The organism is Cellulomonas sp. T2.31MG-18 (assembly GCF_964266755.1).
Classification (GTDB): domain Bacteria; phylum Actinomycetota; class Actinomycetes; order Actinomycetales; family Cellulomonadaceae; genus Cellulomonas.
Window position 1 is genome coordinate 685,228 of record NZ_CAXWGW010000001.1, and the last position, 17,443, is coordinate 702,670.

23 protein-coding genes are annotated in these 17,443 nt (G+C 74.3%); all 23 read left to right on the top strand.

Annotation, left to right across the window (positions count from 1 at the left end):
- The first annotated feature begins 9 nt into the window (after window positions 1–9).
- The 23 genes from fliS to ACFQTY_RS03235 all read left to right on the top strand — a co-directional run bounded on the left by fliS (window position 10) and on the right by ACFQTY_RS03235 (window position 17,438).
- Window positions 10–435 (top strand): flagellar export chaperone FliS, encoded by a 426-nt coding sequence (gene fliS / locus ACFQTY_RS03125; RefSeq protein WP_378097141.1) that lies wholly within the window; start codon window positions 10–12, stop codon window positions 433–435.
- Window positions 432–758 carry a hypothetical protein gene (locus ACFQTY_RS03130; RefSeq protein WP_378097144.1) on the top strand — a complete coding sequence of 109 codons (327 nt, stop codon included), beginning with the start codon at window positions 432–434 and terminating at the stop codon, window positions 756–758. Before fliS ends, ACFQTY_RS03130 begins: the two co-directional genes overlap by 4 nt.
- 180 nt (window positions 759–938) lie before the next feature.
- Window positions 939–1,286 (top strand): flagellar basal body protein, encoded by a 348-nt coding sequence (locus ACFQTY_RS03135; RefSeq protein ID WP_291758201.1) that lies wholly within the window; start codon window positions 939–941, stop codon window positions 1,284–1,286.
- On the top strand, window positions 1,286–1,681 hold the full coding sequence (locus ACFQTY_RS03140; RefSeq protein ID WP_378097148.1) for a flagellar basal body rod protein FlgC: 396 nt from the start codon (window positions 1,286–1,288) through the stop codon (window positions 1,679–1,681). The genes ACFQTY_RS03135 and ACFQTY_RS03140 overlap by 1 nt, the downstream gene beginning before the upstream one ends.
- A 2-nt stretch (window positions 1,682–1,683) precedes the next feature.
- Window positions 1,684–2,025 carry a flagellar hook-basal body complex protein FliE gene (gene fliE / locus ACFQTY_RS03145; protein ID WP_378097151.1) on the top strand — a complete coding sequence of 114 codons (342 nt, stop codon included), beginning with the start codon at window positions 1,684–1,686 and terminating at the stop codon, window positions 2,023–2,025.
- The gene (fliF, locus tag ACFQTY_RS03150) at window positions 2,025–3,641 is read left to right on the top strand and encodes a flagellar basal-body MS-ring/collar protein FliF (RefSeq protein WP_378097154.1); all 1,617 of its coding nucleotides are present in this window, start codon (window positions 2,025–2,027) and stop codon (window positions 3,639–3,641) included. Before fliE ends, fliF begins: the two co-directional genes overlap by 1 nt.
- Window positions 3,638–4,642, top strand: coding sequence for a flagellar motor switch protein FliG (gene fliG / locus ACFQTY_RS03155; RefSeq protein ID WP_337973669.1), 1,005 nt, complete (start codon window positions 3,638–3,640; stop codon window positions 4,640–4,642). The genes fliF and fliG overlap by 4 nt, the downstream gene beginning before the upstream one ends.
- Window positions 4,635–5,252: a FliH/SctL family protein gene (locus ACFQTY_RS03160; protein WP_378097158.1), complete on the top strand. Its 618-nt coding sequence runs from the start codon at window positions 4,635–4,637 to the stop codon at window positions 5,250–5,252. Before fliG ends, ACFQTY_RS03160 begins: the two co-directional genes overlap by 8 nt.
- Window positions 5,249–6,601 (top strand): FliI/YscN family ATPase, encoded by a 1,353-nt coding sequence (locus ACFQTY_RS03165; RefSeq protein WP_378097161.1) that lies wholly within the window; start codon window positions 5,249–5,251, stop codon window positions 6,599–6,601. The genes ACFQTY_RS03160 and ACFQTY_RS03165 overlap by 4 nt, the downstream gene beginning before the upstream one ends.
- Complete coding sequence (locus ACFQTY_RS03170) at window positions 6,598–7,044, top strand: flagellar FliJ family protein (RefSeq protein WP_378097164.1); 447 nt, start codon at window positions 6,598–6,600, stop codon at window positions 7,042–7,044. Before ACFQTY_RS03165 ends, ACFQTY_RS03170 begins: the two co-directional genes overlap by 4 nt.
- Window positions 7,041–8,588 (top strand): flagellar hook-length control protein FliK, encoded by a 1,548-nt coding sequence (locus ACFQTY_RS03175; RefSeq protein ID WP_378097167.1) that lies wholly within the window; start codon window positions 7,041–7,043, stop codon window positions 8,586–8,588. The genes ACFQTY_RS03170 and ACFQTY_RS03175 overlap by 4 nt, the downstream gene beginning before the upstream one ends.
- 52 nt (window positions 8,589–8,640) lie before the next feature.
- Window positions 8,641–9,114 (top strand): flagellar hook assembly protein FlgD, encoded by a 474-nt coding sequence (locus ACFQTY_RS03180; RefSeq protein WP_378097170.1) that lies wholly within the window; start codon window positions 8,641–8,643, stop codon window positions 9,112–9,114.
- Between the two features lie 26 nt (window positions 9,115–9,140).
- Window positions 9,141–10,340, top strand: a complete 1,200-nt coding sequence (locus tag ACFQTY_RS03185) for a flagellar hook protein FlgE (protein WP_378097172.1) — start codon at window positions 9,141–9,143, stop codon at window positions 10,338–10,340.
- An 8-nt stretch (window positions 10,341–10,348) separates the two neighbouring features.
- Window positions 10,349–11,011 carry a D-alanyl-D-alanine carboxypeptidase family protein gene (locus tag ACFQTY_RS03190; RefSeq protein ID WP_378097175.1) on the top strand — a complete coding sequence of 221 codons (663 nt, stop codon included), beginning with the start codon at window positions 10,349–10,351 and terminating at the stop codon, window positions 11,009–11,011.
- A gap of 128 nt (window positions 11,012–11,139) precedes the next feature.
- A complete protein-coding gene (locus ACFQTY_RS03195) occupies window positions 11,140–11,457 on the top strand; it encodes a flagellar FlbD family protein (RefSeq protein WP_378097178.1) in 318 nt (105 codons plus the stop codon).
- The gene (locus tag ACFQTY_RS03200; RefSeq protein WP_378097181.1) at window positions 11,457–12,233 is read left to right on the top strand and encodes a motility protein A; all 777 of its coding nucleotides are present in this window, start codon (window positions 11,457–11,459) and stop codon (window positions 12,231–12,233) included. Before ACFQTY_RS03195 ends, ACFQTY_RS03200 begins: the two co-directional genes overlap by 1 nt.
- On the top strand, window positions 12,230–13,144 hold the full coding sequence (locus tag ACFQTY_RS03205; protein ID WP_378097184.1) for a flagellar motor protein MotB: 915 nt from the start codon (window positions 12,230–12,232) through the stop codon (window positions 13,142–13,144). The genes ACFQTY_RS03200 and ACFQTY_RS03205 overlap by 4 nt, the downstream gene beginning before the upstream one ends.
- Window positions 13,145–13,225: 81 nt before the next feature.
- Window positions 13,226–13,750 (top strand): flagellar basal body-associated protein FliL, encoded by a 525-nt coding sequence (fliL, locus tag ACFQTY_RS03210; protein WP_378097187.1) that lies wholly within the window; start codon window positions 13,226–13,228, stop codon window positions 13,748–13,750.
- 224 nt (window positions 13,751–13,974) lie between these two features.
- Window positions 13,975–14,961, top strand: coding sequence for a flagellar motor switch protein FliM (locus tag ACFQTY_RS03215; protein WP_378097190.1), 987 nt, complete (start codon window positions 13,975–13,977; stop codon window positions 14,959–14,961).
- Window positions 14,958–15,671, top strand: coding sequence for a flagellar motor switch protein FliN (gene fliN, locus ACFQTY_RS03220; protein WP_291758171.1), 714 nt, complete (start codon window positions 14,958–14,960; stop codon window positions 15,669–15,671). Before ACFQTY_RS03215 ends, fliN begins: the two co-directional genes overlap by 4 nt.
- Entirely contained in the window at window positions 15,671–16,219 is a 549-nt protein-coding gene (locus tag ACFQTY_RS03225; protein WP_378097195.1) for a flagellar biosynthetic protein FliO, read from the top strand. The genes fliN and ACFQTY_RS03225 overlap by 1 nt, the downstream gene beginning before the upstream one ends.
- Window positions 16,219–17,169 carry a flagellar type III secretion system pore protein FliP gene (fliP, locus tag ACFQTY_RS03230; RefSeq protein WP_378099083.1) on the top strand — a complete coding sequence of 317 codons (951 nt, stop codon included), beginning with the start codon at window positions 16,219–16,221 and terminating at the stop codon, window positions 17,167–17,169. Before ACFQTY_RS03225 ends, fliP begins: the two co-directional genes overlap by 1 nt.
- On the top strand, window positions 17,166–17,438 hold the full coding sequence (locus ACFQTY_RS03235; protein WP_337973655.1) for a flagellar biosynthetic protein FliQ: 273 nt from the start codon (window positions 17,166–17,168) through the stop codon (window positions 17,436–17,438). The genes fliP and ACFQTY_RS03235 overlap by 4 nt, the downstream gene beginning before the upstream one ends.
- The last annotated feature ends 5 nt before the right edge of the window (window positions 17,439–17,443 follow it).

Consider the following 17,443-nt stretch of genomic DNA (forward strand, 5'->3'; position numbering starts at 1 on the left):
GGACTTCTGATGTCCGACCTGCGCGCCCGCTACCTGGTGGACTCCGTCGCCACGGCCTCGCCGGCCCGGCTGCTGACGCTGCTGTACGACCGGCTGCTGCTGGACCTGCACCGCGCCACGTCCGCGCTGGAGTCCGGTGACCGCGGCGGTGCCGGCACCCACCTGGCGCACGCCCAGGACATCGTGTGCGAGCTGATCGCCACGCTGGACGTCTCGGCGTGGGAGGGCGGCAACCGCCTGATGTCGCTGTACGGCTGGGTGCTCAACGAGCTGCTGACCGCCGGCACCACCGGCGACGCCGCCCGCGTCGAGGCCTGCCGCGGCGTGGTCGCCCCGCTGGCCGAGGCCTGGCACGAGGCGGCCGACGCGCTCGCCGGGGCCGACCGCCCCGCGGCCGAGCCCGTCGCGGCCACCGGGCTGCTCGGCGTCGCATGACCACCGGGTGGTCGGACGCCTGGGAGCAGGCGCTCGACGCACTGGAGCTGGACGTCGCCGCCGCGGAGCTGCTGCTCGCCGCGGCGCACGGCACCGGGGGAGGCATGGCGCCCGCCGTGCGCACCTGGCGCCCGCCGGTGGAGCTGGGCCCGCTGCCGGCCAGCCTCGAGGAGCGGGCGCGCACGCTGCGCGACCGTCAGCTCGAGGTGGCGAAGGCCGTCTCGGAGGCGGTCGTGCGGTCGCGGCGGCAGCTGGCCGCCACCCGCGCCGTGCTCGGCACCGTCGCCGAGCGGCGCCCGGTGTACGTCGACATCGACGGCTGACAGCGCCCCTCCGCCGGGGAGAACACGACAGATCCCCGGGATTCGGGCCTGACCAGGCTCGTCGTGAAGAAACTCCTCAGCACCTCGTCAGCCCTGCCGATCGACAGGGCTGAGCACGGATCGCTCGACCCTCTGGCCACGGATCGGCCTCTCGTACTCGTCGATGAGGTGTGCACGGCCATGGGTCTGTTCGACTCGGTGAGCTATGTCGCGCTGCACAGTGCGTTGGACGGGCTCGCCCTGCGTCAGCGTGCGATCGCGGACAACGTCGCCAACATCAACACCCCGGGGTACACGGCCCGACGGGTGTCGTTCGAGCAGGCGCTCAGCGCCGCCGTCTCCCAGGGCTCCGGTGCGGTCACCGCCACCGAGTCGCGGTCGCTCGAGCCGACCCGCACCGACGGCAACAACGTCAACCTCGACACCGAGACCGTGCTGAACATCGACACCAACCTGCGCTTCCAGCTCGCGTCGCAGGCCGTGTCCAGCCAGCTGTCCGACGTGCGCGCCGCGATGCGGACCGCCTGATGACGATCTTCGGCGCCCTCGGCATCGCCGGCTCCGGCCTGACGGTGCACCGCAAGTGGCTCGACGCGGTCAGCGACAACCTGGCCAACGTCAACGACGCGACCAGCACCTCCCAGTCGGCGTTCCAGGCCCGGTACGTGGTGGCCCAGGAGATGGGCGGCGAGGGCGGGGTCGTCGTCGCCGGCACCCAGCTGTCAGGCGACACCACCGGCCGGGTGGTCTACGAGCCGGGCAACCCGCTGGCCGACGCCCAGGGCAACGTGCGGTACCCGGAGATCGACACCGCCAGCCAGATGACCCAGCTGATCATCGCCCAGCGCGGCTACCAGGCGAACGCCGCCGTGATCGAGCGCGCCACCGAGGCCTACCAGGCCGCTCTCCAGATCGGGAAGTGACCATGAGCGTCTCCGCGATCGGCGCAGTCGGCGCCGCGAGCCCGGCCCTGACCGCCCTGACGGGCGTCGCACCGACCACCGGCGTCACCGCTGCGGGCTCGACCGCCGGCACCCCGGCCACCTCCGGCGCCGGGTTCGCCAACGTGCTGTCCGGCGTCGACCGGCTGCAGCAGCTGCAGTCCACCGCGCAGGACCTGTCGGTCAAGGCCGTCACCGGTGACCTCACCGACGTGCACGACTACACGATCGCCGCCTCCGAGGCGAACCTGGCGATGGAGCTGACCGCGGCGGTCCGCAACAAGGCGGTCGACGCGTTCAACGAGATCATGCGGATGCAGGCCTGATGCCCGCGCCGCTGCAGTCCGTCATCGCCCGCCTGCAGGCGGCGGTGCGGCAGTTCTCCCTCGCCCAGCGCACCTTCGCGGTGCTGGCCGTCGCGGCCCTGGTGCTCGGTGGCGTGGCGCTGTCCAGCTACCTGACCAAGCCGACCATGGGCCCGCTGTTCAGCGGGCTGTCCGGGGCGGACGCCAGCGCGATCGTCGACCAGCTCGGCTCCAAGGGCGTCAAGTACCAGCTGGCCGACGGCGGCTCCACGATCCTGGTGCCGCAGGACAAGCTGTACGCCGAACGCATCGCGATGGCGGCGGCCGGCCTGCCGGCCAACAAGAGCGGTGCCGGGTACTCGCTGCTCGACTCGATGCCGGTCACCGCGTCGGAGTTCCAGCAGAAGACCACCTACCAGCGGGCGCTCGAGGGCGAGCTGGCCAAGACGGTCGGCGCGATCGACGGTGTCGACCAGGCCACCGTGCAGCTGGCGATCCCGGACGACTCCGTCTTCGTCGAGAAGAAGAAGGACCCGACCGCCTCGGTGTTCGTGCGGACGCGCACCGGCGCGACGCTGAGCAACGACCAGGTGCAGGCGATCGTCCACCTGGTGTCCGCCGGCATCCAGGGCATGACGCCCACCGACGTCGCGGTGATCGACGCGTCCGGCAAGGTGCTGTCCGCCGTCGGCACCGGCACCACCAGCGGCCCGATGTCGTCGGGCGCCACCACCGACTACGAGGCCCGCGTGCAGCAGGCGGTGCAGCGGATCCTCGACCCGCTGGTCGGCGCGGGGAACGCCGCGGTGACGGTCACCGCGCAGCTCGGCACGTCGTCCAGCCAGACCACCACGGAGACCTTCTCCGCCACGCCGACCACGCCGCCGCTGGCCTCGTCCACCAAGACGGAGCAGTACAGCGGCGCCGGCGGCGCGGGTGCGGCCGGGGTCCTCGGTCCCGACAACATCGCCGTCCCGTCCGGCTCGAGCACCGCGGGCACCGGCACCGGCAGCTACACCTCCACCAGCACGGACGTGACCAACTCGGTGAACAAGAGCACCCAGGTGGTCACCACCCCGCCGGGCGGTGTGCAGCGGCAGTCGGTGTCCGTCGCCGTCGACGCCAAGGCGGGCGGCGGCCTGGACATGACGGCGCTGACCCAGGCGATCTCGGCGGCCGCCGGCATCGACCCCACCCGCGGCGACACCATCTCGGTGCAGCGGATGGCCTTCGACACCACGTCGGCGCAGACCGCCGCGACGGCCCTGGCCAAGGCGGACGCGGCGACGGCAGCCGAGAAGAAGCAGTCGATGATCAAGCAGGCCGCGATCGCCGGGGCCGTGCTGCTGCTGGTGGTCTTCCTGGTGGTGCTGGGCATGCGCCGGTCCCGCAGGGCCCGTCGAGAGGCGCTCGACCTCGGATCGCTCACCGCGGTGGACGAGGGCTTCGACCTGCCGGACGGCATCGACGGCGCCGGCCTGCACCCGGTGCTGCCCCCGGGGCCGTCGCCGCTGCTGCCGGACCCGCGCGCCGTGCGCCGTGAAGAGGTCGAGGCGATGGCGGACGCACAGCCCGCCGAGGTCGCCGAGCTGCTGCGCGGCTGGCTGGCCGCACCCTCCTCCGGGCGGCGGCGATGAGCCTCGGGCTGACGGGGCCCCAGAAGGCCGCGACGCTGCTGCTCCAGCTGGGAAAGGACCGTGCCGCCCGCGTGCTTTCCCAGCTCAGCGAGCAGGAGATCGAGGAGCTGACCGCCGAGATCCTGCACCTGGAGCGGATCGACCCCGAGGTCGCAGGCGAGGTGCTCGACGAGTTCTGGGAGGCGACCAACACCGGGCCGTCGTTCGGCGGCGGCATGGGGCTGGCGCAGCGGCTGCTCGAGGCGTCGCTCGGCACCGAGCGGGCCGCCGGGATGATGGAGCGGCTGCAGACCACGCTGGCCGGTCAGCCGTTCGAGTTCCTGCAGCAGGCCGACGCCCGGCAGGTGGTGTCGCTGCTGTCCGGTGAGCACCCGCAGACCGTCGCCCTGGTGCTGGCGCACCTGCGTCCCGAGCACGCGTCGGCGATCCTGGCCGGTCTGCCCGGCGCCGAGCAGGCGGACGTCGCGCACCGGATCGCGCTGATGGAGCGCGCCTCGCCGGACGTGGTGGCCGTGGTGGCCGAGAGCCTGCAGCGCAAGGCGTCCGCCGTGCTCGCGCCGCGGGAGCTCGCGGCCGTCGGCGGCGTGCAGCCGCTGGTCGAGATCATCAACCGGGCCGACCCCGGCACCGAGAAGGCGATCCTCGAGGGGCTCGCGGCGCGCGACGAGGCGCTGGCCGAGGAGGTCCGCAGCCGGATGTTCGTGTTCACGGACATCGTGCTGCTCGAGGACCGCGCGATGCAGCTGGTGCTGCGCGGCGTCGAGGTTCCCGCGCTGGCGCTGGCGCTGAAGGGCTCCGGCCCGGAGGTGCGCGACACCGTGCTGCGCAACCTGTCCGAGCGGGCGCGCGAGAACCTGCTCGAGGAGATCGAGCTGCTCGGTCCGGTCCGCATGTCGCAGGTGGAGGACGCCCGCGCGGGCATCGTGCAGGTGATCCGCCGACTCGAGGAGAGCGGGCAGATCACCATCCGCCGCGACGCCGAGGACGAGTACGTTGCCTGACCGCGACGTGGTCACCGTCGCCTACCCCGCGCTGGACGCGCCGGGGAGCGTCGGGGTGCCCACGCAGCGCCCGGGCGACGGTGCGCACGCCGCCGGCTTCGCTGCGGGGTTCGCCGCGGGGGCGCGGGCCGCCGCCCGGACCGCCGCGCGGGCCCAGGCGGTGGCCGACCAGCGCCGCCTCGCCGACGAGCACCGGCGCACCGCCGAGCACGCGGCAGCGCTCGCGGCGCTGGCTGCGGCGACCAGGGGTGCGCAGTCCCGGACCGCTCCCGTGCTGGCCGAGGCCGAGGCGACCCTGCTGCGCTGCGCGCTGGAGCTGGCCGAGGCGGTGCTGGGCGTCGAGCTGTCCGACGGGGCCACCGGCGCCGTGGCGGCGCTGGCCCGGGTGACGGCCGCCGACGTCGAGCCCGTGGTGGTGCGGCTGAACCCGGACGACGTGCGCGCCCTCGGCTCCGACCCCGAGCTGCCGGACGGTGCCCGGCTGGTGGCCGACCCCTCGCTGGCGCGCGGCGACGCGGTGGCCGACCTGCCGGACGGCTGGCTGGACGCGCGCATCGGCACGGCGCTCGACCGCGCGCGAGCGGCGCTGGCCTCCGGGGGTGCGTCGTGACGGCGCTCGGCACGGCCGTGCGGCCGGACCTCACCGTGGTGCCCGCGTGGGGGCGCGTGCTGACCGCCGCCCGGCCCGAGCGGGTGGGGACGGTGCGGTCCGTCGTCGGCCTCTCGGTCGAGGTGTCCGGGCTCGACGCGCCGGTGGGCGGGCTGCTGCGGATCGGCGACGGTGCCGAGGCGATCCCGGCCGAGGTGGTCGCCACGGCCTCCGGCGCCGTGCGGTGCCTGCCGCTGGGCCCCGCCGACGGACTGCGTGCCGGGCTGCCGGCGCGGTCGACGGGCGGCACGCTGTGCGCGCCGGTCGGGCGCGGGCTGCTGGGCCGGGTGCTGGACGGGCTGGGCCGGCCGATCGACGGGCGCGGACCGCTGCAGGCCGACGGCTGGCTGCCGGTGGAGCACGCCGCACCGCACCCGCTGGAGCGCGCCCGTGTCGACACCCCCCTCGACCTGGGCGTCCGCGTGCTCGACACGCTGGTGAGCGTCGGTCGCGGGCAGCGGCTGGGGCTGTTCGCCGGGTCCGGCGTCGGCAAGTCGAGCCTGCTGTCGATGATCGCCCGCGGCACCGAGGCCGAGGTCTCGGTGATCGCCCTGGTCGGGGAGCGCGGCCGTGAGGTGCGCGAGTTCCTCGAGGACGACCTGGGCCCGGCGGGCCTGGCGCGGTCGGTGGTGGTGGTGGCGACGTCCGACGAGCCGCCGCTGGTGCGGCTGCGGTCGGCGTTCCTGGCGACCCGCATCGCCGAGCAGCTGCGCGACGAGGGCCGGCACGTGGTGCTGATGATGGACTCGCTCACCCGCGTCGCGATGGCCCAGCGCGAGGTGGGGCTGTCCGTCGGCGAGCCGCCGGCGACCCGCGGCTACCCGCCGAGCACGTTCGCCATGCTGGCCCGGCTGCTCGAGCGGGCCGGCACCGGACCGCGGGGTTCGGTCACCGGCCTGTACACGGTGCTGGTGGACGGCGACGACCACAACGAGCCGGTGGCGGACGCCGCCCGGTCGATCCTCGACGGGCACGTGGTGCTGGAGCGCCGCCTGGCCGTGGCCGGTCACTTCCCGTCGGTTGATGCGCTCGCATCGATCAGCCGGGTGGCCAACCGGGTGACGTCCCGCGAGCAGCGGGCCGCCGCCCAGCGGCTGCGCAGCGTGCTGGCGGCGCGGTCCCAGGCGCAGGACCTGATCGACGTCGGCGCCTACGTGCCGGGGTCCAACCGGCAGGTGGACACCGCCCTGGCCCACGCCGACGCGATCGAGGCGTTCCTGTGCCAGGACATGACGGAGCGCGCGCCGGCGGAGCAGTCGTGGCAGCGGCTGGCCGCCCTGGTCGGCTCGATGGACGGGGGCGCGGCATGAGCGTGTTCGGGCTGGGCGGGCTGCTGCGCGTGCGCACGTTCCGCGAGGAGACGGCCGCCGGCGAGCTGGGTCAGGCCGAGCGGCGCCGGCGCGAGCGGCGGGCCGTGGCCGACGACACCCTGCAGCGGCTGGCCGCGACCGGCGAGCCCGTGGACCAGGTCCTTTTCCACGCCACCATCGCGTCCCGGCTGGCGCTGTCGAGCCTGCTCGCCGAGCGCTCGGCCGAGGCGGCCGAGGCGGACCGCGCCGCGGACGAGCGCCGGGATGCCTGGTCGGCCGCGCGGCGGGACCTGCGGGCCGTCGAGCGGCTGGCGGAGCACCACGAGGAGCGCGAGCGCCTGGCCGAGGGCCGGGCCGAGCAGCACGTGCTGGACGAGGCGGCCGCGCGCCGTCGCACGGACGGCGGCGTCCCCGGACGCGACGACGAGGGGACGAAGGCATGAGCACGACGACGGTCACGCCGACCGCCCCGGCGGTGCGGCCCGCCCGGTACGCGGCCGCGCAGACCAGCGGCAGCGGCTTCGACGACCTGCTGGCCGCGCACCTGGCGAGCACGGCCCGCAGCGTGCCGTCGCCCGGGTCCGACCGTGCGGACCGTGCCGACCGCGGCAGCGACGCTCGGCCCGACCACAGCCCCGAGCGGGTGCCGGACCCTGGTGCCGACCGGGCGGTGGACCGCCGGGACCGGCCTGCCGGCAGGGGCACGCGTGCGGCGTCGGGGAGCGACGCGACGACGACGGGTGGACCGGGGGACGCCGCGGCAGCCGGCTCGTCGGCCGCGGCCTCGTCGTCGGCCGGGTCCGCCGGCACGGCGACCTCGACCACCGCGCAGGGTGCGGCGGCGCAGGGCACCGCCGTGCAGGGCACCGCCCTCCAGGGTGCCACCCCGCAGACGGCCGCCCAGCTCGCCGCGGCCGGTGCAGCGGTGACCACGACCACGGTTGCGACGGCGGCGACGGCCGCGGCGGTCGGGCAGACGACGACGGCGGCGTCCACCGCTGCCCCGGTGCCCTCCGCGGCCGCTGTCGCAGGTGCGACCGGCGTCGGGGCACGTGCAGCGGTGACTGCGGGCGCACCGGCGGCCGGCACGCCTACCACCACCACCCTCCCGACGGGAGCCGAGGCGGCCGCCGGTCAGCCCGGCCGCGCCGGTGCGGACCCGCGGACCCTCGCCACCGGCACCACCGCCGCTGCTGCCGCGGCCACGCCGAGTACGGCGGCAGCCGGCGCCGGCACGAGCGGCACCCGGACCGCCGCCGACCACCGCGCACCGGACGCCGCCGCTGCGACCGCCACCGCGCCCGTCGGCGCCGCCACCCAGCCGGCCGCTGCCCTCCCCGACGCCCCCGTGCGGGTGGACGCCACCGGCGCCGCCGCCGCGCAGGCTGCCGTGCCGCTCAACGCCCCCTCCGCGCCGACCACCTCTGCGCCGACCACCTCCGCGCCCACCCCGGCCGCCCCGGCCGCCGCACAGGCGACGCCCACGACGCCGCTGCCCGTCGCCGACCAGCTCGGCGCCCGGCTTCGCTCCCTGACGGGCCTCGCCGCCGGTCACCACGTGCTGTCGGTCCCGCTGGACCCGGAGAACCTCGGCACCGTCCGGGTGGTCGCCCACATCACGGCCCAGTCCGTCCGGGTGGAGCTCGCGGGGGCGACCGACGCGGCGAAGGAGGCGCTCCGCGGTGCGCTGTCCGACCTGCGCAAGGACCTCTCCGCCGCCGGCATCACGGTCGACGCCGGGAGCTCCGGTCCCGACCAGGGGAGCGGCCGCCAGGGGACGGGCGGCCCCGCGGCCGGCCAGCCCGGCAGCCAGTCCGGCAGCCAGTCCGGCGGTCAGCCCGACAGCCGCTCGGGCGACCGCCAGGGTGCACCGGCCCGGCCGGCGGACGACCGCACCGGACCGTGGACCGGCGCACCGGCCACCCAGCGCGGACCGGCGCCCGGCGCCGCCGGGGTCCGACCCGGAGGCCTCGACCTCCTCGTCTGACCCCCCACCACCCACCGGCCCGGCCGACCCTCAGCCCACCACGGAGACCCGCATGAGCATCGACGTCTCGTACCTCACGTCCGACCGGACGGCCGCCACGGCGGGCGCCTCGGCACCCAAGGACAAGACCCAGCTGGACAGCAAGGCGTTCATGCAGCTGCTGATCGCCCAGCTGAAGAACCAGGACCCCAGCTCGCCGATGGACACCTCGGCGATGATGACGCAGACCACCCAGATGTCGACGATGCAGAGCCTCACCGAGCTCACCACCACGTCGCAGAACGAGTTCGCGCTGCAGATGCGCGTCGCCGCCGCCACGCTCGTCGGCCGCCAGGTGACCTGGAACGACGCCAACGGGACCGAGCAGCACGGCCAGGTCTCCGCCGTCTCCTACACCTCCACCGTGCCCACCCTGCGGGTCGGCACCACCGACGTCGGCCTCGACGAGGTCCGCACCGTCACCCCGTCCGGCACGTCCGCCGGCACCACAACCGGCACCACCGCCGGCACCTCCGCCAGCGCCTGACCCGCTCCACCCGAAGGGACACCACCATGCTTCGCTCGCTCTTCTCCGGCATCAGCGGTCTGCGCAGCCACCAGACGATGCTCGACGTGACCGGCAACAACATCGCCAACGTCAACACCACGGGCTTCAAGAGCTCGCAGATCCAGTTCCAGGACACGCTCAGCCAGCTGGTGTCCAACGCGGGCGGCGCCCAGCCCGGCGCGGGCGTCGGCGGGACCAACCCGGCCCAGGTGGGCCTGGGCGTGCGGGTGGCCGGCATCACGACGAGCTTCTCGCAGGGTGCCTCGCAGCTGACCGGCCGCAGCACCGACATGATGATCCAGGGCGACGGGTTCTTCGCCGTCCGCAAGGGCGCCGACACGTACTACACGCGCGCCGGGTCGTTCGACTTCGACTCCACCGGTCAGATGGTGCTGCCGGGCGAGGGCGCCCTGGTGCAGGGCTGGGCCGCCACCAACGGCGTGATCGACACCAACGGGCCGCTGACGGACCTGCGGGTGCCCGCCGGCACGCTGATGGCGGCGATCGCCACCAAGAGCGCGACGTACGAGGGCAACCTGGAGCAGTCTGCGCCGGACGGCACCACGATCACCCGCGCGATCGGCGTCTACGACTCGACCGGCAACGAGACCCAGCTCAACCTGACGTTCCAGGCCAGCACCACGGCTGCGGGCGTCACGACGTGGAACCTGACCGGCAACGACGGCGCGGCCAGCACCGCCTACGGCCCGCTGGCGTTCGACAGCACGGGCAAGCTCACCTCGGCCGGCACGCTGACGGTGGGCGGCATCACAGTCGACATCTCCAAGATCACCGGCTTCGCCGGCCTGGACACCGTCGCGGCGAGCAAGCAGGACGGCCAGGCGGCCGGCACGCTGCAGTCCTTCTCGCTCGGCAGCGACGGCACCATCACCGGCGCGTTCAGCAACGGCCTCAAGCAGGTGATCGGCCGCATCGCGCTCGCGTCGTTCACCAACCCGGCGGGCCTGGAGAAGGCCGGCGGCTCGCTGTTCCAGACGACGGTGAACTCGGGCAACCCGCAGCTCGGCGCGGCCGGCACCGGCGGTCGCGGCACGCTCGCCGGCGGCGCGCTGGAGATGTCCAACGTCGACCTGTCCAGCGAGTTCACCAACCTGATCGTCGCCCAGCGCGGCTTCCAGGCGAACTCCCGCGTCATCACCACGTCCGACGAGGTCCTGCAGGAGCTCGTCAACCTCAAGCGCTGAGCCGGCTGATGGACGGTCTCTCGCAGATCTCCCAGATCTCCGCCCGGGTGCTGCAACTGCAGTCCCTGGTGTCCGGCCCGGTCGCCGGTGTCGGCGGTGTCGCGCTCGCCTCGCGCCCGGGGGTCACGGCGGCCGGGGCGGCCGGGGGCGCGGCGTTCGACGACGTGCTGGCGCAGGAGCTGGCGAGGAGCTCGTCCTCGTCGGGCTCGTCGCTGGGCGCGTCGTCGGCCTCGTCGTCGACCGCCGCCACGGCGGCCGGGACGCTCGGTGCCAACCGGGTCCCCACCGACCTGGCGGCCTACGGCAACGGCCGCATCCCCGACTCGGCCCTCGCGCCCGTCGGCGACACCGGCAAGAAGATGTGGGGCCCGGCGGCCGCTGCGATGACCAAGCTGATCGCCGCGGCGAAGGCGGACGGCGTCACCGTCGGTGTCACCGAGACGTACCGGCCGTACGACGAGCAGGTGCAGCTGGCCGCCAGCAAGGGCCTGTACTCGCAGGGCGGTCTCGCGGCCAAGCCCGGCACCAGCGAGCACGGCTGGGGCATCGCCGCGGACCTGCAGCTGAACGGTGCCGCACAGGCGTGGATGCAGCGCAACGCGCCGTCGTACGGCTTCCAGGCCGACGTGCCCGGCGAGAGCTGGCACTGGGCCTACCACCCGGCCGGCTGACGTCCTCAGCAGGCTGAAGTCCTCAGCAGGCAGGGCGCACGGCCGATCGGGAAGGCAACGAGCCCACGGACGGGCTCAACGGCATCCAGCCGCATGCAGGGACCAGGGACGGGACCACCGTGATCATCGTGACGCGCCTCAACGGCGGACTCTTCGGGGTGAACCCCGATCTGGTCCAGCGCGTCGAGAGTGCGCCGGACACGATCCTGACGCTCATCGACGGCAGCAAGTACATCGTCGAGGAGTCGATGGCCGAGGTGATCTCCCGCATCACCGAGCACCGGGCGCTGGTGCTGGCCCGGGCCCGCCAGATCGAGACCGAGCGGCAGTCGGTGCACCTGGCCTCGGTGCCGTCGGACGACGAGCCGGAGGGCGGTCCGGACGACGAGCCGGACCCGAGAGGTCCCCACGACGAGGGCCGTGCCCACCTGCGGACGGTGCGCTGATGGATCCCGCAGGTCTGATCGGTCTGGCCGTCGCCCTCGGCACCGTCTTCGTGGTGATGCTCATCGAGGGCACCCCGCCGATGGCCATCGTGCTGCCCGGGCCGCTGCTGCTGGTGTGGGTCACCACGCTCGCCGTCGGCCTGATGGGCCACACGCTGAAGGACGCGATGGGCTCCTTCGCCGCGGTGCCGACGGCGCTGCGCAGCAAGGCGCCGGACCCGTCGGGCACCATCGAGACCCTGGTCAGCCTGGCGGACAAGGCGCGCCGGGAGGGTCTGCTCGCGCTGGAGGACGCCGCCCGCACCATCACCGACCCGTTCCTGCGCTCGGGCCTGCAGTCGGCGATCGACGGCACGGACCCCGAGGACCTGCGGATGATGCTCGAGGACCGGATCGCGTCCAAGCGCCGGCTCGACCGCATGCACGCCAAGTACTTCCACGACATGGCGGGCTACGCGCCGACCATCGGCATCATCGGCACCGTCATCTCGCTGGTGCACGTGCTGCAGAACCTGTCCGACCCCAGCAAGCTCGGCGAGTCGATCGCCTCGGCGTTCGTCGCCACCCTGTGGGGCCTGCTGTCCGCCAACGTCGTCTGGATGCCGCTGGGCAGCCGCATCCGCCGGATGTCGGACCTCGAGTGCGCCCAGATGGAGCTCGCGCTCGAGGGGCTGCTGGCCGTGCAGGCCGGTGCCAACCCCCGGCTGGTCGGCGAGCGGCTGCGCAGCCTGCTGCCCGACGACGCACGCGCCGCCGGCGAGAAGAAGGCGGCATGAGCACCCCGCCGCGCCGTCGGCGCAAGAAGGTCGACGACGACGACCACACCAACGCCGAGCGCTGGGCGGTCAGCTACTCGGACATGATGACCGTGCTGATGGGCCTGTTCATCGTGCTGTTCGCGATCAGCCAGGTGGACCAGCAGAAGTTCACCGCGCTGCGCGACTCGCTGGCGACCGGCTTCGGGCAGGGCACGGTGCACAGCTCGGTGCTCGAGTCGAACCCCGGCGTGCTGGACGGCGTCAGCGCCGCGACCAACGCCAACGAGGTCGGCACGGCGGGCCTGGTCACCGCGGACAAGGGGCTGGGCCAGCAGGCGAGCGCCCCGCAGGCGGCGGGGGCGAAGCCGGCCGCGAACTCGCCGACGACGGACCCGAAGCTGCTGCTCGCGGCGCGGGCCGAGGCGGCGCACCTGGAGCAGATCCGCGACGCGATCAAGTCGGAGCTGGGAGCCGTCGGCCTCAGCGACGCGGTGGACTACAAGATCACCGAGCGCGGTCTGATCATCGGCCTGGTCGCCCAGGACGTGTTCTTCGGTCCCGAGTCGGCCCAGCTGACGCCCACGTCCCAGCGCGTGATCGACACCCTCTCGCCCACGCTGCGCGGCATCACCGAGCAGGTGTCCGTCGAGGGGCACGCCAACACCCTGCCGGTGTCCGGCTCGGGCAAGTACGCCACCAACTGGGAGCTCTCGTCCGACCGGGCCACGCAGGTGCTGCGCCGGCTGGTCGAGTCCGACGGCATGCCGGCGGACCGGATCATGGCGGTCGGCTTCGGCGACGCCCGCCCGGAGGTGCCCGGGGCCGACGACCAGGCGCTCGCGGCCAACCGCCGGGTGGACCTGGTGGTGCTGTCCAGCGCACCCGACGCGGTCCGCAAGCTGCTGCCGATAGTCGCCGCCGGCGGCTGACCCCGCGACCCAACCCGCCGCGACCGACCCACCCAGACTCTCGATCCCGCCACCCGAGCCAGACACCCGAAGGAGGAGCCAGTGCCCACCGAGCAGCGGATCATCTCGCAGAAGATCGGCGCCCCCCGGCCGGCGTCGCCGTCCTCGACCATCGGCTCCCGCACGCCGGCCGAGCCGCCGGCGGAGAAGAAGCCGAAGAAGTCCAAGAAGCTCCTGGTCGTCGTGCTGGTCGTCGTGCTGCTGCTCGGCGGCGGCGCGGGCTACTGGTTCTTCCTGCGGCCCACCGGCGGCACGCCCAAGGCGCACGCGACCCCCACGCCGGTCGCCGGGGAGGTGCTCACGGTCGACGCGATCAGCATCAACCTCGCGGACGGCCACTACCTGCGCCTCGGCATGGGCCTGCAGCTGACCAAGGAGACCAAGACGGCTCCCAACCCCTCCCGCGCTCTCGACCTGGCGATCGCGGAGTTCTCCGGCCACACGGTGGCCGAGGTCTCCGACGCCGCCACGCGGGACAAGATGAAGGCGGAGCTGCTGACCTCCCTGGAGAAGGCCTACAAGGGGGAGGTGATGGACCTCTACCTGACGAACTTCGTCACCCAGTGACGGTGAGCGGCGGCACGGACCGCCGCACCGTCCCGCCGGGCACCAGCCCGGCGCACCCGGGGCGCCATGGAGGGCGCCGCACCGCCCCGTAGTCCTCGTTCGGGCACAGCACCACGAGGCGCCGGCCACGACGGCCGGTGGCGGGGAAGCACGACCAGACGCACGTGAGCGGCTCTCGCACACGTTTCGCTCAGGAAGCCGCGCTGCCCGCCGATGGGCTGCTCGTGACAGCCCCCCAGGCGCCGGAGGCGACCCTCGGCGTGCCCGCGCCCCGGTCCGCGCCCGGGCCTGCATCCCGGACGGCGACGGGCCGCGCGCGCAGCGCCGAGCCCGAGCTGTACGACTTCCGCCGCCCGATGACCCTCGCCCGCGACCACGGCCGCCGGCTGGAGATGGCGTTCGAGCGGTTCGCCCGCATGTGGGGCACCCAGCTGACCTCGCGCCTGCGCGCGCTGTGCTCCGCGACGTGCGACCGCGTCGAGCTGATGCCGTACGACGAGTACGTCGGCACCCTGCCCGCCCGCACGGCCCTGATGCTGTGCACCGTCGAGCAGACCCGCCAGACGGCACTGCTGCAGACGCCGGTGGAGACCGTGATGGTGTGGGTCGACTACCTGTTCGGCGGCACCGGGCTCGGTGACGACCGCGAGGGCCGCGAGCTGACCGACATCGAGCTGACCGTGGTCCGCGAGCTCCTCCAGCCCGCGCTGGACGACCTGCGGTACGCCTTCACGACGGTCGCACCGCTCAGCCTGTCGATGCGGGCGGTCCAGTACAGCCCCCAGTTCGTGCAGGCGGTGCCGGCCAGCGACGCCGTGCTGGTCGCCCGGTTCACGCTGCACACCGGCGAGCGGGTGGACACCGCGACGCTGATGGTCCCGGCGGAGAACCTGCTGGCCGCGATGCGGCTGGCCGAGACGGACGAGACCCGGTCGGAGGACGACCGGCGCGAGGCGGCCCACGCGCGCGCGCAGCTCGAGGTGGCCGTCACGGCGGTCCCGGTGGACCTGGTGGTGCGGTTCGCACCCGTCACGGTCCGCCCCCCGGAGGTGGTGGGGCTCGCCGTCGGCGACGTCCTGCCGTTGCAGCATCCCGCCACCCGTCCGCTCGACGTGGTCGTCGACGGTGTGGTGCTCGCCCGCGCTGCCGTGGGCAGCCAGGGCTCCCGGCTCGCCTGCCGGGTGGTCGACGTCGAGGAGGAGAACGCATGAACGCCACCACTGTGAGCGACCTGGAGGTGCAGGCGGTCGCAGGCGCGGCGGCGGCGATGGTCCCTTCGACGGTCCCGCTGGTCGCGGTGCCGGCCGCCCCCGGTGACCGGCCGGACCCGGACGCCGTCGCGGTGGTCGCCTCGTTCGTCGGGTCGCCCAGCGCCGAGCTGGTGGTGGTCGCGGAGGCCGTGGTCGCCGAGCTGACCGCCGCCGGTGTCAGCGAGGGCACCCCGGTGGCGCTGACCGATGCGCTGCGTCCGGCGCTGGAGGCTGCGGCCGCCCGGCTCGGCACCGGCGTGCTGGAGTCCGCCCGGACCGACTCCGCGGGCAGCGTGCTGACCGACGACTCCCAGCTGTTCGCCCTGCAGGCCGCGGGCACCACGCTCGGCTGGTTCGCGGTGCGGGTGCGCGGCGGGCGCGTGCCGGTGGCCGGCGGCGCCTCGGCCGTGCCGACCCCGCGGGCCAGCATGCGGGTGCTCTACGACGTCGACATGACCCTGACGGCCGAGCTGGGCCGGGCTCGCCTGCCGCTGCGGCAGGTGCTCGAGCTGGCCCCCGGCACGGTGCTCGAGCTGGACCGTGCGGCCGGTGCGCCGGCCGACGTGATGATCAACGGCCGCCTGATCGCCCGCGGCGAGGTGGTGGTGGTGGACGAGGAGTACGGCGTCCGGATCACCGAGATCGTGTCCGGCGTGGAGGCCGACCGCTGATGGGCGAGACCCTCCTGGTGCTGCTGCGGGTCGCCGTCTCCCTCGGCGTCGTGATCGCGCTCATCGTGTACGTCGGCCGGCGGATGTCCGCCGGCCGCGCCGCGGAGCGCACGCGCGAGGCGGACGTGCACGTGGTGGGCCGGCAGGGTCTGGGCCGGCACTCCGGCGTCGCGGTGATCGCCGCCGGCGACCGGCGGCTGCTGGTCGGCTTCAGCGACACGTCCGTGCAGCTGCTGACCGAGCTCGGTCCGGTGGCCAGCGCGCCGGCCGGTGCGACCGGCGACCGGACGGGCGCCAAGGCGGCCAAGCAGGCGGCGGTCACGACGACCACGGCCGCCGGCGCCGGCGTCCCGGGGCCCGTCGTCGGCGGCACGCCCGGCCTGCCGGGTGCCGGGCCGGCTCTCGGTGCCGTGCCGCACCCGCGTCCCGCGCTCGATGACGCGTCCCACCAGTCCGCGCTGGCCGGGGCACTGTCCGGTTCCGTGCTGTCCCCGCAGACGTGGCGTGCAGCGGTCCGTGCGCTGCAGGACCGGACGGTCCGCCGGTGATGTTCGCTCCGCGCCGCGACACCGCTGCGCGCACCGTGGTCGAGCCCGAGCTGGCGCAGGTCGCCGCCCCGGCGCGCGTGGTGCGCGCCCTGCGGCTGCTGGCGGCGCTGTGCCTGGCCGGCGGCCTGGTGCTGCTGGCCTCGTCGGGTGCGGTCGCGAGCACGCGCACGACGACGGCCGCCGCGGTCGTGCCAGCCGCGGTCGTGCCAGCCGCCGGTCCCACCAAGCCCGCCAGCCCGAGCGCGCCGACGCCGGCCGCCACCCCGGCCGCCCCCGGCTCGGTGCACGTCAGCGTGAACGGCGTCGACGGCACCCCGAGCAGCTCGATCACGGTGCTGCTGGGCATCACGGTGCTGTCCGTCGCACCCTCGCTGCTGATCATGACCACCAGCTTCACCAAGATCTTCGTCGTCCTGGCGATGACCCGGAACGCCCTGGGCCTGCAGGGCGTGCCGCCCAACCAGGCGATCGCCGGCCTCGCGCTCTTCCTGTCCCTGTTCGTGATGGCGCCGACCATCGGGGACATCAACACCCAGGCGGTGCAGCCCTACCTGCACGGTCAGACGAGCTTCTCCGAGGCGATCGGCGCGGGGGAGAAGCCCCTGGCGACGTTCATGGTGGCGCACACCCGCGAGCAGGACCTGGCGCTGGTGACGCGCGCCGCCCAGCGGCCCAACCCGCAGTCCGCGGCCGACGTGCCGTTCACCACCCTGGCGCCGGCGTTCATGCTCTCGGAGCTGCGGGCCGCGTTCATCATGGGCTTCGTCATCTTCGTGCCGTTCCTGGTGATCGACCTGGTCGTCTCCAGCTCGTTGATGGCGATGGGCATGATGATGCTGCCGCCCGTCATGGTGTCCCTGCCGTTCAAGCTGCTGCTGTTCGTGCTGGTGGACGGCTGGGGCCTGGTGATCAAGGCCCTGCTCGGCTCGTACACGGGGGCCGGCGGATGACCACCGAGGCGGTCCTCGACATCGCGGTGCAGGCCCTGATGGTCGCTGCCAAGCTCTGCGCACCCGTGCTGGTGACCGCCCTGGTGATCGGGCTGGTCGTGTCCCTGGTGCAGTCGATGACCCAGGTGCAGGAGGTCACGCTGAGCTTCGTGCCCAAGGCGCTGGGCGCCGCGATCGCCCTGGTGGTCACCGGCCACTGGATGATCTCGACGGTCGTCACGTTCACCACCGACCTGTACACGCGGATGCCCGCGCTCGTCGGGCACTGAGCCGG